Genomic DNA, 12,673 nt, shown 5'->3' with positions numbered 1-12,673 from the left:
CTGCCACGGCCGGGCTTCTGCGCCGCTCCTTCTGCAGCGGAGCTGTGCTGTCAGAGGCCTTTCCACGGCGAGGCTGCCTCTGCGGCGAGGCTCCCTCTATGGCGAGGCTGCCTCTGCGGAGAGGCTCCCTCTATGGCGAGGCTGCTTCTACGGTGAGGCTCCCTCTACGGCGAGGCTGCCAATTCCACAGCGAGGTTGCCTTTCACGGTGAGGCTGCCTTTTCCACAGCGTGGCCGCCATCGGGGCTGCCCTTTCCACAGAACCCCGTTCGCCCCCTCCTCCCGCCCCCGCCCCTCGGCACCCTGATGGCCTCACCGTTCTTCCGGAGGCCCACCGTGCAGATCACCTTCCCCGTGCCCGCGTCCCTGACGGCCCTGTTCGTGGTGGCCATCGAACGTCTGCGCTTCGACATCGAGGGCATGCTGCCGTGGCGCATCGGCAGACCCCACAGACGAGCCGCGATGGCGGCGCTGGGCACCCCGCTGCTGACGTTGACCCACAGCACCGCCCAGTGGCGACCCGGCGGAGTAGACCTCACCGTGGATGAACGCCGGCTGCTGCGCCGTACCCGCCAGCACGTCGTGGTCTCCAGCACCGCACCACCACAGGCACTACCGGCGAGCCTCCAGGTGGCAAGGGCCGCCGCACGAGCCATAGCCGAGGAGTGCACGGGCATGGTGGTGGACCCGCTGGTCGGCTATGCCCTGCCGTCCTGCGCCCGATGTGCCGGCGAGCCGTCCTCGTTCCGTCTGACCGACGACTGGCTGGGCTGGAGCGTAGACGTCCACGACACGGCAACCTGCCCACCCTGGAACCCCGCCGACACCCGAGCCTGCGACTGCCTGCGCGTGACCTCACGGGGCCTGCGCCGCTTCGCCCTCCCCGAGATCACCCTCGACGGCGCCGCCTGCGCCCACAATCTGTGCGCCATCAACCTGCTGCGCGCCGTGGCCCAGCGCCTCCTGACCGACCACCTGGCCTTCCTGTCGGCCAACCCCGAGGCCCGCGAACGCACCATCGACGACCACCTGCGCATCCACGACCACGCCCTCTTCTCCGACCGCCAGTCGTTCGGCGTCCGCCTGACCCCCTGCGAGACCCCCGGCTCAATCCGCCGCCTGAAAGTCGGCCCAGCTCCGGGTTCCGGCCAGATCACCTGCCTGAAGGTAGGCCCGCCCTCCGACTTCACCGGAACCCTGAACGACTGGCTCTGCTCCACCCAGGGCGCCACCCCGATCACCTACCTGACCGCCGCCTGAACCCCCGCCCATCCGGTACGGCTCGCGCGCCTACGTCGGCCACGACCTCTTCGGGCGCAGCGGCACGGTGCCGTGAGGGTCTTCGGCGGACAGATCGGCTCGTGCACCTTGCCTCCCGGCGATCGTCTTCGTCGCTCGCTTGTGGATCACCGGCCCCCGGACGGCGCTGCCTTGCTGGCGAAAGAGCCATGGGCCGTGTCCCGGCTGATGCGACCTCTACCAGTGCCGAGACGCCGTGACGCCGTCACGGCTGGGTTAGGTCCGCCACACCGCCACACCGCGACACCGCGACACCGCGACACCGCGACACCGCGATGCCGTGAGGCGGCGATGCTGCAATGCCGTGAGGCGGCGATGCTGCGATGCCGTGAGGCGGCGATGCTGCGATGCCGTGAGGCGGCGATGCTGCGATGCCGTGAGGCGGCGATGCTGCGATGCCGTGAGGCGGCGGCGCCGCGACGCCGTGAGGCCGCGACACCGCGACACCGTGAGGTCGTGAGGTCGTGAGGTCGTGAGGTCGTGAGGTCGTGAGGTCGTGAGGTCGTGAGGTCGTGAGGCGGCGATGCCGCTATGCCGCGACGTCGTGAGCGGGTGAGGTCGCGATACCGCGACGCAGCGAGGCCGCGACGCCGTGAGGGGTGAGACAGCGGTGCCGCGACGCCGTGAGGAGGTGAGGGCGCGGCGGCGGGGGCGTGGAGCGGCGGAGCAGTAGGTCCGTTGCGTTGGGCCGGTCGGCGGGTCGGCGGGTCGGCGGGTTGGGGGGTGGGGCGGGGGTGGGCTGTACCTGGGTGGAGGGGGTGTGGACGGGGTGGCGTGCGATAGTCTCTGCGCCAATGTGGTTGCCGGTGCCCTTGGCCGGCACGGGAGGAGAACGATGAGCGAGCGGGCTCCCGCGGGCATAGACGTTCACACGCCGAATGTTGCCCGGATTTATGACTACATGCTCGGTGGCAAGGACAACTTCGCCGCCGACCGTGAGGCCGCTGAGCAGATACTCAAATCGTTCCCCGAGTCCCGGGAAGGCGTGCAGCTCAACCGCGAGTTCCTCGGCAACGCCGTTCGGTATCTGGCCGATGAGGCGGGGATCCGGCAGTTCATCGACGTCGGGGCGGGCCTGCCGACTCAGCGGAACGTTCACGAGGTGGCCCACTCTGTCGACAAGACGGCCCGCACGGTCTACGTCGACAACGACCCGATCGTCTGCGTCCACGGCCGCGCCCTGCTCGCCAACACCCCCACCGTGGCCATGGTCGAGGCCGACCTGCGCGATCCCGATACGCTCTGGGCCAAGGTGGCCGACACCACGCTGATCGACTTCGAGGAGCCGGTGGCGTTGCTGATGGTGGCCGTCCTGCACTTCCTCGAAGATCCGTACGACGACGTCGCCCGGCTCCGCGACAAGCTCCCGCCGGGCAGCCACATGGTGATCACACACATGTCCATGCAGGAGAAGCGCAGCTCGGACACGGACTCGGTCCGCGAGGTTTACTCCCGCGCCAGCTCAGGCGTCTACCCCCGCACGGTGTCGGACATCCGCCGCTTCTTCGGCCCCTACGACGTACTGACCCCCGACCACTTCATCTCCCCGCACATCCTGAGCCGCTTCGCCCCCCTCGGCTGGGCCGCCGTGGCCAAGCGCCCCGCCTAACCTCCTCCGCCCCCCTCACCCGACCACCGCACACCTCCCGGGCCCTCTCCTGCCCGCGTCCTCACATGCCTGCGCTGCCCGACCCGCGTCCCCCCGGCCGCGCCTCCGGGACTGCGGTCTCGGGACTGCGGTCTCGGCTCGCGAATGCGCGCGCTCGGCGTTGCGCAGTTCCTCCGGGTAGCGGGTCCTTGGCTCGCGTGGCCACCGCCGTGCGTTGCGCACCATCCCAGGCTCCGGCACGTTCACGCAGGTCCGAGGTGTGCGGACGCACTACCCGCTGTCCCTGATGGCTGTCCGGGAGTCGCGGGTGGACGACCTGGAGACCTCCCCAAAGTCAGGCCAGTGCGGTTCAGGGGGCAGTGGGGCTAGAGGCTGAGGATTTTGGTGAGGGCTTCGTGGAGGGTTGCCTCGGGGGACGGGGGCAGGGAGGGGGCGCGCCAGGCGACGTACCCGTCCGGACGGACCAGGACCGCGCCGGTGTCGTCGACGCCGTAGCGCTCCTGCCAGCATCCGTCCATGTCCTTGAGTTCGCCGCCGATGGTCAGCGGTGTGAGGTGGAGGGACAGGCGGTCGCTCAGCTTGCGCGCCGCCTCCTCCCATGCCCGTCCGCCCGGCCCGACCAGCAGGACGAAGCCGGTTCCGAACAGGTCGATCGTGGAGATCGGGTGGCCGTCCCAGTCGAGGACCATGTGGGGGGCGCGGCTGCCGGGGCGGGCGGTGGCGGTGCGGGGGTCCTCCAGGATGGAGCCGTCGTCGCCGGGTTCGGTCAGGATCGCGGTTGAGTGGTAGCGGTAGCCGATCATGACTGAGAACGGGTCCGCGATCGGCGGGGGAAAGCCCTGCGTCTGCTCGGACGGCATGCGGGCGGCCATGTTGGCCAGCTGGCCGTCGGCCGTCAGGGCGCCGATGGGGCGGCGTTCGGCGTCGTAGGTGTCCAGGAAGTCCGGTCCGGCCTGGCCGGTGTGGACGAGCCACAGGCGCCAGGCGAGGTCGATGCCGTCCTGGAGTGCGGTGCTGCCGCCCTGGCCGCCGGTGGGCGGCATGGTGTGTGCGGCGTCCCCGGCGAAGAAGACGCGGCCGGCCCGGTAGGTGTCCGCGAGGATGTGGGCGAAGGCGAAGCTGGTGGTGTCTTTGATGGTGACGTCCAGATCGGGGATGCCTACCGCCTGCCGTACCAGCTGCTGGCAACGCTCTTGGGTGAAGCCGGGGTCGGTCTCGGGGTCGTAGTAGACGCCGAACACGTGGCTGCCGACGCCGGTGCCGGTGACGATGACGCCGGTGAAGTCGGCTGACTGCAGGTACCAGAGGGTGACCTCGCGGTCGCGGACGATGCCGGTGAGGTCGGCGTCGAACATGATCGAGTACAGCTCGTTCAGCTGGCCCTTGCCGCTGGTCGGCACGCCGAGGGAGGTGCGCAACGGGCTGCGGGAGCCGTCGGCGGCGACGACGTAGTCGGCGCGGATGGTGCTGACCGCGTCGCCGGACATGATCACGGCGGTGACGCCGTCGGCGTCCTGTTCCAGGGAGATGAGTTCGGTGGAGAAGCGCAGGTCGGCGCCAAACTCCTCGGCCTTGCCCCGCAGCACCCGCTCCACCTCCGACTGCGGCGCCCCGACCTGCGGCACCGGCGTGATGTCGATCATGGAGTCGAGGTCGCCCTCGGAGGTGTCCACGATGATCTTCGGGTTGGGGTCGGTGAGGCTGTCGGCGATCGCGATGCGCAGGTCGTCGCCGATGCCCTCCCAGATGCTGGTGAGCTGCGACTCCATCCCCGGCACCGACCGCACCAGCTCCATCACCCTCGGCCCCACGCCGAACGCTTTGGGCTGGATCGACGTGCTCGCATGCCGTTCGACCAGAATGACCGGCACCTCGTGCCACGCCAGCATCATCGCCGCACTGAGCCCCGCATACCCGGCACCGACCACCAGAACGGGCACCCGCTCTTCCATCTCCACCCTTTCCACCTCCGAGATGCTCGGCTTCGCGTAATATCGCGTTAGCGCGTCCGAAGGACACGATATGTCGCGTGTTGCGGTCGGTCAAGACATATCGCGTTTGTGGGTGGTCGTTAAAGATCACCATCCTTTACGGCACAGCCGCCCCCACCGCCACCCACCGCACGGGGCCGGGCCCCGTCCAGGGAGACGCTGACGAGGCGCGCACGGGGCGGGCCGCCGTCACGAGATCCGCCTGCCCGCCAAGTGGTTCAGAAGCCGGGCACCGATTCGGGCCCACCAAGCCCAGACTCCGGAAACCCGCCCTGAGGCGCACCGGTCTGCGGAAGGCCCGCCTGGGGAACCCCATTCTGCGGATTCCCATTCTGCGGATTCCCGGCCTGTGGATTCCCGGCCTGTGGATTCCCGGCCTGTGGAACCCCGGCCTGTGGAACCCCGGCCTGTGGAACCCCGGTCTGCGGGACCCCTTGCTGCGGGACGCCCGTTTGGGGTGCTCCGGTCTGGGGTGCGCCTGGTTGGGTGGCGCCGGTCTGCGGGAATCCGGTGTTGTCCGGCATCGGTCCGTTGGTGAACGTGTCACCGGAAGGCGGGGCCGACGTGGGGGAGAGGTCGATGGGCGACGTGGAGAGCGTGTCCGCCGGGATGGTCGTGCTGATGCTGGTGGTGGCTGTGAACACCTGGACAAGCGCCAGCACCGCGCTTGCCGTGAGCGCCAGCGCGAGTGCTCCGATGACGATCGGAACCGCCAGGGGAGTCCGCATTCGCGATTTCTAGCATGCTCAGCGCAGGGAGAAAACCCCGTATACACCGGAAAACCGGATATCTCTGTGCCCAGCCAACGCCCCACTAGCGAACGGACTCAAGCCGGTGGATGACCTTAAGCCGGTCGAAGGCCCCACCAGATGACGGTGTCAGACCAGGCGATGCGGGCCGATGAGGTGGGTTAGGCCGTCCCAGGGGCCGGGGCGCCGGGGGTGGTTCAATCCAGGTGGCGTTCGAGGGAGTCCAGTTTGCTGGTCATCCCGTCGGTGACGCCTTCGCGGATGTCGGCCTTCAGGACGATGCTGACCCGGGGTGCGACTTCCTTCACCGCGTCGACGGCCTGCTTGACGACCGCCATCACCTCGTCCCACTCGCCCTCGATCGTGGTGAACATCGCGTCTGTCCGGTTGGGCAGCCCGCTCTCCCGTACCACCTTGACCGCACGGGCCACCGGCTCAGCGACGCCTTCGCCCACTCCCAGCGGCGTGATGGAGAATGCGACGATCACGAACCAACCTCCCACGAACTCGGCCATGCCCGAAGGCTCCCGATCCTACAAACCGCCGCCCCCGCTCAACGGCACCGGGTAGCAGCCCGGTGTGGTGCCTCAGCCGCGTGGTGCCCGGAAAGCCGGGAGACCTGTGCGCCGGGAAAACGCGGTGTGGCGGCGACGCACGGGCAGGGTCCTGGTGCGGCAAAGCACGGAGCGTGGCAGGTGAAGCGGCGCTGGGGTGAGGCGGGGGTGGAGCGAGCCGGAGGCGCGGAGGCCGGGGCGGGCGAGGTTGGGTGGCAGCGAGCCGGTGGGGGTGGGGGAGAGCCGGGGGGTGAGGAGGTGGTGGTGGGGAGCCGCTGGGTGGGTATGGGTGGCGGCTCCCCGGTTGTGCTTAGTGCTCGTGGTCGTGCTCTTCCTCGTCCTCACTCAGCCCGTCCGACGGCTCCACGCCCAGTACGGCTTCCCGCGGCTCAACCTCGTCGATGTGGTTGACCAGCGACAGCACGTGGTCGGGCTCGATCAGCCATTGCAGTGCCGTGGCCCCGGTCTCGTCGGCGTTGACCAGTTCGGCCTGCTCCTTGCGCTCCTCGTCGGTGAGGTCGGCGTCCTCATGGCGGATCTCGCCCAGCGCCGCTGCCTGCAGCGCGTCAACGTCGAGCACCTCCACGGTCAGCTCGACCGTGAGACGCAGGAACTTACCTTCATCACTCATGCAGCAGACTCTACGGGTTACAGCCGGATCAGGCGGCGCTCCACGGCGCACCGGACGGCCGCGGTTCTGCTGTCGACGCCCAGCTTGTCGTAGACGTGGGCGAGATGCGTCTTGACGGTGGCCTCGCTGATGAACATGGCCTTGCTGATCTCGCGGTTGGAACGGCCGGCGGCCAGGAGCTCGAGGATCTCGATCTCCCGCTGGCTGAGCGCGAGCTGGGGGCTGCGGAAGCGCTGGGCCAGGCGGGAGGCGACGGGTGGCGACAGGGCGGTCTCGCCGCCGGCGGCGGTGCGCAGGGCGGCGAACAGCTCTTCCGGGGGCGATTCCTTGAGGAGATAGCCGACGGCTCCGGCTTCCAGGGCGCGCAGGATGTCGGCGTCGGAGTCGTACGTGGTGAGCACGACCACCTTGGGAGCACCGGGCAGGGCGGCGATCTGCCGGGTGGCCTCCAGGCCGTCGATGCCCTCGCCCATCTGGAGGTCCATGAGGACGAGGTCGGGGGCCAGGTAAGCGCTCTGCCGTACCGCCTCCTCGCCGTCGGCGGCTTCACCGACGACGGTGAAGTCCTTCTGTGCGGCGAGCATCGCGGACAGGCCCGCCCGCACCACGGGGTGGTCGTCGACCAGCAGGATCCTCATGCGTACACCTTCACCGCCACGACGGTGCCCTCGCCGGGCACGCTGTCCACGGTGGCCGTGCCGCCCAGCGATTCGGCGCGCTGGCGGATGGCTTTCAGGCCGTAGCCGCGGCCTCGGCCGGCGTTGGGGCTGGTGGGGTCGAAGCCGACGCCGTCGTCCATGACGTCGAGGGTGACGGAGTCGGGCAGGTAGGTGAGCGTGACCACGACGGTGCCGGCGCGGGCGTGCTGGGCGGCGTTGGCGAGGGCGCCCTGGGCTATGCGCAGGAGTTCGCCTTCTACGCCTGGGTCGAGTTTGCGTGGTGTGCCTTCGACGCGTACCTGGACGGCGTCGGCGACCTTGCGCAGGGCCTCGGGGAGTGAGCGTTCGTCGAGGGCGGGCGGGGCGAGGTCGTGGACGAAGCGCCGGGCTTCGGCGAGGTTCTCGCGGGCGGCCACCGCGGCCTGGCGCACGTGGGCGCGGGCCTTGCCGTTGTCGGCGTCCCACTCCTGGTCGGCGGCGTTGAGCAGCATGTGCATGCTGGACAGGCCCTGGGCGAGCGTGTCGTGGATCTCGCGCGAGAGCCGTACCCGCTCCTGGAGGACGCCGGCGGCGCGCTCGGACTCCGCGAGCGCGTCCCGCGCCCGCATGAGGTCGTCGATGAGCTCCTGGCGGCGGACGTTCTCGTGGTGGAGACGACGGTAGTTGAACATGCTCATCGTGGCGATCGCGATCGGCGCGACGAGCGGGGCGGGGTCCCAGTTGGTGCGCGCGTGGAACTCGCCGACGACGGCCGCGACCGCCGCGAGATATCCCACCAGGGGTACGGCCAGCCGCATCGGCAGCACGATCAGCACCAGGAAGAACAGCGGGATCGCCGACCAGCTGAAGCACGGCGTGGTCAGCGTGAGCGGCGTCCAGGCGGCGATCATGGTGCCCAGCCAGGCGACCTGCTGCCGTCCCGGCTTGGCCCACGCGACCCCGCCGGCATAAAGGGAACAGAAAGCCGCCACCGCGACGAGCCTGATCACGTCGAGCTGCGACACGCCGCCGCCGTAGGAGAGCATCCGTACGGTACAAGCCGCCATGGTCAGGTAAAAGCCCAGGTGGACGACTCGAGGGAATCCGTCCTCGAACGTCATCGGCTGCCGCAGGGAAAGCACGCTCATCCCTTCTTGGTACCAGGAGCGTGCGGTGCCCGGATCATCCTTTTGGATGATCGGAGACCACCCATGCGCCCGACCCGCCCTCCGGCCAGGGCCGGAAGGCTTGACCATGACCGGAAAGGAGACTTCACATGATCGACAAAATTCGGCCGTTCTCCCTGCTGATCGGACGTGTGGTGCTCGGGGCCGTGTTCCTCGTGCACGGCCTGCAGAAGTTCACCGGCGACGGCGGGATCGCGGGCGTGACCGGGTTCTTCACATCGCTGGGCGTCCCGCTTCCCGGTGTGGCCGCGCCGGTGGTCGCGATCCTGGAGGTGGGCGGCGGCATCGCCCTCATCCTCGGCGCCGCCCTGCCCATCGTTGGCACGCTGCTCGCCGTCGACATGCTCGGCGCCATCGTCCTCGTCCACTTCGAGAACGGCTTCTCCGTCAGCGAGGGCGGCTACGAGTTCGTCCTCACGCTGGCCGCGGCCAGCCTGGTGATCGCGTTCAGCGAGGGCGGCGCACTGGCCGTCGACAACATCTGGCGGCGCAAGCGCGCCCTCGCCGTGGTGCGTTAGGGCAGCTTCCACTCCACGGGCGCCGCGCCCTGCTGGACGAGCAGCTCGTTGGCCCGGCTGAACGGCCGCGAGCCGAAGAAGCCGCTGCGCGCCGAGAGGGGCGACGGGTGCGCGGACTCGATCCGCGGCACGTCACCCAGCATCGGGGCGAGGTTACGGGCGTCGCGGCCCCACAGAATGGCCACCATCGGCTTACTACGCGCGACCAGAGCGCGAATGGCCTGCTCGGTGACCTCCTCCCAGCCCTTGCCGCGGTGGGAGGCGGGCTTGCCCGGCATCACGGTCAGGACCCTGTTGAGCAGGAGCACACCCTGCTCGGCCCACGGCGTCAGATCGCCGTTGGCGGGCCTGGGCAGGCCGAGGTCGCTCTCCATCTCCTTGTAGATGTTGAGCAGACTGCCCGGCAGCGGGCGTACGTCGGCCGCCACCGAGAAGGACAGGCCGATGGGGTGGCCCGGCGTGGGATAGGGATCCTGGCCCACGATCAGCACTTTGACCTCGTCGAAGGGCTGACTGAACGCACGTAGCACGTGCGCGCCGGCGGGGAGGTATTGCCGGCCTTCGGCGATCTCCTTGCGGAGGAACTCACCCATGGTGGAGATTCGCTCGGAAACGGGCTCTAGCGCCGCGGCCCAACCGGCCTCGACGACTTCATTGAGGGGACGACCTGCCATGGCGGTCGAGCCTATCTAGCTTTTAGGCGGCTTGCGCCGCTAATGGCTGTGTCTAATTGGCCGAGCTTCGCTCGGCATGTCCTTGTGGTGGACTCCTCGCTTCGCTGCGGGGTCCACCACAAGGACGACGGATTCCTCGCTTCGCTGCGGATCCGTCCAACTAAGACCAAAACCCCAACGACCCGGCCCAACTACCCGGACCCCAGGCCCGGACCCTACGGGCCTCGATCCAGGCCCTGGACCTCAGGCTCCAGATCCCAGGGCCCCGGGTCTCAGGCCCCGGGTCTCAGGCCCCGGGTCTCAGGCCCCGGGTCTCAGGCCCCGGGTCTCAGGCCCCGGGTCTCAGGCCCCGGGTCTCAGGCCCCGGATCTCAGGCCCCGGGTCTCAGGCCCCGGCTTCGCCGGGCCTCGGTTCAGACCTGGGCTCGGAGCCGCAAGAGGGCCCGGGTCGAGGGCTCTCCCGGTCGTGGACCTGTAAGGACGGTCCTGGGTTGTAAGGGTTGGACCGATTGGCGGTGGGTCCGGGGATCCGGGGTTGGTGGGCCCGGATCCCCAGGTGGTTACTTCACTGAGCCGGCCATCATGCCTTGCACGAAGTAACGCTGGAAGGCGAAGAAGAGGATCAGCGGGATGATCAGCGACAGGAAGGCACCTGACGACAGGATGTCGATGTTGTTGCCGAACTGTCGCATCTGGGACTGCAGTGCCTTGGTCATCGGCTGGGAGTCGGGGTTGGCGAAGACCAGGGCGATGAGCATGTCGTTCCAGACCCAGAGGAACTGGAAGATGCCCAGCGACGCGATCGCCGGCTTGCCGAGGGGGAAGACGATGCTGGCGAAGATCTTCCATTCCGGCGCCCCGTCCATCCGCGCCGCCTCCAGCAACGACGCCGGGATGCCGACGAAGAAGTTGCGCAGCAGGAAGATCGCGAACGGCAGGCCGAAGGCCACGTGGAACAGCACCACGCTGGGGATCGACCCGAACATCCCGGTGCCGCCGTAGAACGAGGCCATGGGGATGAGCGCGACCTGGATGGGGACGATGAGCAGGCCGACGACGATGAGGAACAGCAGGTCGCGGCCGGGGAAGTCCATCCACGCGAACGCGTAGGCGGCCATCGCCGCGATGCCGATGACCAGGATCGTGGTCGGCACCGTGATGGCGATGGTGTTCCAGAACGACGCGGTGAACCCGGTGGCCAGCAGGTTGGAGTAGTTGGCCAGGGTGAGCTCGGCGGGCTTGGTGAAGATCGTCCACCAGCCCTCGGCGTTGTTGACCGCGACCGAGCGCATCGACACGACCAGCAGGCCGAGCGTCGGGACCAGCCAGAACAGGCCGATCAGGATCATCACCACCTGGACGGCGCCGCCGCCCAGCTTGTCCACGCCCCGGCTGAGCAGCCCGCGCTTGGGGGCGCCCGCGTGGACACCCCGCTCAACGGTGGCGGTCGCCGTGGCCATCAGCGCTCCTCCCTTCTGAACCTGCGGACATTCATGATCATGAAGGGCAGGACCAGGATCAGCAGGAAGACCGCCAGTGCGCTGCCCAGGCCCTGGTTGTTGCCGCCGCCGAACGACACGCGCCACATCTCCAGCGCGATCACGTTCGACTGCGGCTGCACCGAGGCCGGCGCGATGATGAAGACCAGGTCGAACACCTTCAAGGTATTGATGATCATCGTCACGAAGACGACCAGCAGCACCGGGGACAGGAGCGGGATGGTGATCTTGCGGAACACCTGCCACTCCGTGGCTCCGTCGATGCGTGCGGCCTCCAGGGAGTCGCGCGGGATGGCCGCGAGACCGGCGGAGATGAGGACCATCGCGAATCCGGCCCAGACCCAGATGAACGCGCCGATGATGGCGGGGGTGATGAGGGCTTCGCCGAGCCAGTTCAGGCCCCGGTAGGGGGCGGTGAAGTTGGTTTGCGGGAGCCGTACCTCATAGGAGCCGGCGGCCAGCCCGTCGAAACGGAAGGTTCCGTTGGCGGCGGTGGTGGTCGTGGCGGCGACCTGGCCGTCCTTGACCGCCTCGACGGTCATGCCGGGCAGGCCCTTCTCCTGGGGGTCGACCGCGCCGCTCGTGCCCTGGCCGCCCGGGGTGAAGTCGAACCAGACGGTTCCGGACAGCCCGCCCGGTGGCGGGTTGGCGAGGGCGGGCGCGGCGTTGGTGGGCATCGTGTTGGCCTTGATGCCGACCAGCGGGATGAGCACCGGCTGGCCCGCCTGCGCGGGCTGCTTGGTGGCGACCCCGCCGTCCTTGGCCGCGACCGGGGAGGCGTCGCCCTCGCGGGGGCGGGCGTCCGGGTAGCCCTGGCTGGAGGAGAACGTGTCGTTCACGGTGGTGAGCACCGCGTTGGCCAGGCCCTTGTCGGGGTCCTGCTCGTAGACCAGGCGGAAGATGACGCCGGCGGCCATCAGCGAGACGGCCATGGGCATGAAGACGATCAGCTTGAACGCCGTGGACCACTTGATGCGCTCGGTCAGCACCGCGAAGAGCAGGCCGAGCACGGTGACCAGGATCGGCGCGACGATCACCCAGATCAGGTTGTTCCTGATGGTGACCAGCGTGCCGCGGTCGGTGAAGATCGTGGTGAAGTTCTCCACGCCCACGAACACGCTGCCCGAGGCGTCGAAGAGGCTGCGGAAGATCGAGTAGACGATCGGGTAGACCACCCAGATTCCCAGCAGGATCGCCGCCGGCAGCAAGAAGACGATGGCGATCGCGGGGGAGGGACCGAGGCGGAATTTCTTGGGGGTGTCAGCCCGGGGGGAGGGGGCCCCGTCCTGCGACGGGGCCTGCGGGCCGTCCAACCGTTCGGTCACG

General features: G+C 69.0%; 12 protein-coding genes. 4 read left to right on the top strand and 8 right to left on the bottom strand.

Annotated elements, in window-relative coordinates; all coding sequences use genetic code 11:
* The first annotated feature begins 335 nt into the window (after window positions 1-335).
* Together HNR40_RS27070 and HNR40_RS27065 are read left to right on the top strand one after the other, a co-directional pair.
* Window positions 336-1,259: a hypothetical protein gene (locus HNR40_RS27070; RefSeq protein ID WP_184966045.1), complete on the top strand. Its 924-nt coding sequence runs from the start codon at window positions 336-338 to the stop codon at window positions 1,257-1,259.
* Between the two features lie 874 nt (window positions 1,260-2,133).
* Window positions 2,134-2,907 carry an SAM-dependent methyltransferase gene (locus HNR40_RS27065; RefSeq protein ID WP_184966044.1) on the top strand — a complete coding sequence of 258 codons (774 nt, stop codon included), beginning with the start codon at window positions 2,134-2,136 and terminating at the stop codon, window positions 2,905-2,907.
* A gap of 365 nt (window positions 2,908-3,272) precedes the next feature.
* Here HNR40_RS27065 and HNR40_RS27060 read toward each other — a convergent pair whose 3' ends face one another.
* Window positions 3,273-4,874, bottom strand: a complete 1,602-nt coding sequence (locus tag HNR40_RS27060) for an FAD-dependent monooxygenase (protein WP_184966043.1) — start codon at window positions 4,872-4,874, stop codon at window positions 3,273-3,275.
* Between the two features lie 603 nt (window positions 4,875-5,477).
* On the opposite strand from HNR40_RS27060, the gene HNR40_RS27055 reads away from it, so the two are divergent.
* Window positions 5,478-5,639, top strand: coding sequence for a hypothetical protein (locus HNR40_RS27055; RefSeq protein ID WP_184966042.1), 162 nt, complete (start codon window positions 5,478-5,480; stop codon window positions 5,637-5,639).
* A 205-nt stretch (window positions 5,640-5,844) separates the two neighbouring features.
* Here the strand turns inward: HNR40_RS27055 and HNR40_RS27050 are convergent, their stop codons facing one another.
* The 4 genes from HNR40_RS27050 to HNR40_RS27035 all read right to left on the bottom strand — a co-directional run bounded on the left by HNR40_RS27050 (window position 5,845) and on the right by HNR40_RS27035 (window position 8,618).
* Complete coding sequence (locus tag HNR40_RS27050; protein ID WP_184966375.1) at window positions 5,845-6,135, bottom strand: MTH1187 family thiamine-binding protein; 291 nt, start codon at window positions 6,133-6,135, stop codon at window positions 5,845-5,847.
* A 376-nt stretch (window positions 6,136-6,511) separates the two neighbouring features.
* A complete protein-coding gene (locus HNR40_RS27045) occupies window positions 6,512-6,832 on the bottom strand; it encodes a hypothetical protein (protein WP_184966041.1) in 321 nt (106 codons plus the stop codon).
* Between the two features lie 17 nt (window positions 6,833-6,849).
* The gene (locus tag HNR40_RS27040; protein ID WP_184966040.1) at window positions 6,850-7,470 is read right to left on the bottom strand and encodes a response regulator; all 621 of its coding nucleotides are present in this window, start codon (window positions 7,468-7,470) and stop codon (window positions 6,850-6,852) included.
* Window positions 7,467-8,618 carry a sensor histidine kinase gene (locus HNR40_RS27035; protein WP_184966038.1) on the bottom strand — a complete coding sequence of 384 codons (1,152 nt, stop codon included), beginning with the start codon at window positions 8,616-8,618 and terminating at the stop codon, window positions 7,467-7,469. The genes HNR40_RS27040 and HNR40_RS27035 overlap by 4 nt, the downstream gene beginning before the upstream one ends.
* Window positions 8,619-8,746: 128 nt before the next feature.
* On the opposite strand from HNR40_RS27035, the gene HNR40_RS27030 reads away from it, so the two are divergent.
* Window positions 8,747-9,175 carry a DoxX family protein gene (locus tag HNR40_RS27030; protein WP_184966036.1) on the top strand — a complete coding sequence of 143 codons (429 nt, stop codon included), beginning with the start codon at window positions 8,747-8,749 and terminating at the stop codon, window positions 9,173-9,175.
* Here HNR40_RS27030 and HNR40_RS27025 read toward each other — a convergent pair.
* The 3 genes from HNR40_RS27025 to HNR40_RS27015 all read right to left on the bottom strand — a co-directional run bounded on the left by HNR40_RS27025 (window position 9,172) and on the right by HNR40_RS27015 (window position 12,672).
* Window positions 9,172-9,849: a uracil-DNA glycosylase gene (locus tag HNR40_RS27025; RefSeq protein ID WP_184966034.1), complete on the bottom strand. Its 678-nt coding sequence runs from the start codon at window positions 9,847-9,849 to the stop codon at window positions 9,172-9,174. The genes HNR40_RS27030 and HNR40_RS27025 overlap by 4 nt on opposite strands.
* A gap of 559 nt (window positions 9,850-10,408) precedes the next feature.
* Entirely contained in the window at window positions 10,409-11,308 is a 900-nt protein-coding gene (locus HNR40_RS27020; RefSeq protein ID WP_184966032.1) for a carbohydrate ABC transporter permease, read from the bottom strand.
* Window positions 11,308-12,672, bottom strand: coding sequence for an ABC transporter permease (locus tag HNR40_RS27015; protein WP_184966031.1), 1,365 nt, complete (start codon window positions 12,670-12,672; stop codon window positions 11,308-11,310). Before HNR40_RS27015 ends, HNR40_RS27020 begins: the two co-directional genes overlap by 1 nt.
* Window position 12,673: the final 1 nt, after the last annotated feature.

The sequence above is a fragment of the Nonomuraea endophytica genome (assembly GCF_014203235.1).
Lineage (GTDB): Bacteria > Actinomycetota > Actinomycetes > Streptosporangiales > Streptosporangiaceae > Nonomuraea > Nonomuraea endophytica.
The sequence above is the reverse complement of the archived record's forward strand: the minus strand, read 5'-3'. Positions and strand labels throughout refer to the sequence as shown.

Bases quoted from the DNA above. Each gene is read 5' to 3' on its own strand.
- HNR40_RS27065 (WP_184966044.1), top strand. From the start codon at position 2,134: ATGAGCGAGCGGGCTCCCGCGGGCATAGACGTTCACACGCCGAATGTT.
- HNR40_RS27055 (WP_184966042.1), top strand. From the start codon at position 5,478: ATGGGCGACGTGGAGAGCGTGTCCGCCGGGATGGTCGTGCTGATGCTG.
- HNR40_RS27045 (WP_184966041.1), bottom strand. From the start codon at position 6,832: ATGAGTGATGAAGGTAAGTTCCTGCGTCTCACGGTCGAGCTGACCGTG.
- HNR40_RS27040 (WP_184966040.1), bottom strand. From the start codon at position 7,470: ATGAGGATCCTGCTGGTCGACGACCACCCCGTGGTGCGGGCGGGCCTG.
- HNR40_RS27035 (WP_184966038.1), bottom strand. From the start codon at position 8,618: ATGAGCGTGCTTTCCCTGCGGCAGCCGATGACGTTCGAGGACGGATTC.
- HNR40_RS27030 (WP_184966036.1), top strand. From the start codon at position 8,747: ATGATCGACAAAATTCGGCCGTTCTCCCTGCTGATCGGACGTGTGGTG.
- HNR40_RS27025 (WP_184966034.1), bottom strand. From the start codon at position 9,849: ATGGCAGGTCGTCCCCTCAATGAAGTCGTCGAGGCCGGTTGGGCCGCG.
- HNR40_RS27020 (WP_184966032.1), bottom strand. From the start codon at position 11,308: ATGGCCACGGCGACCGCCACCGTTGAGCGGGGTGTCCACGCGGGCGCC.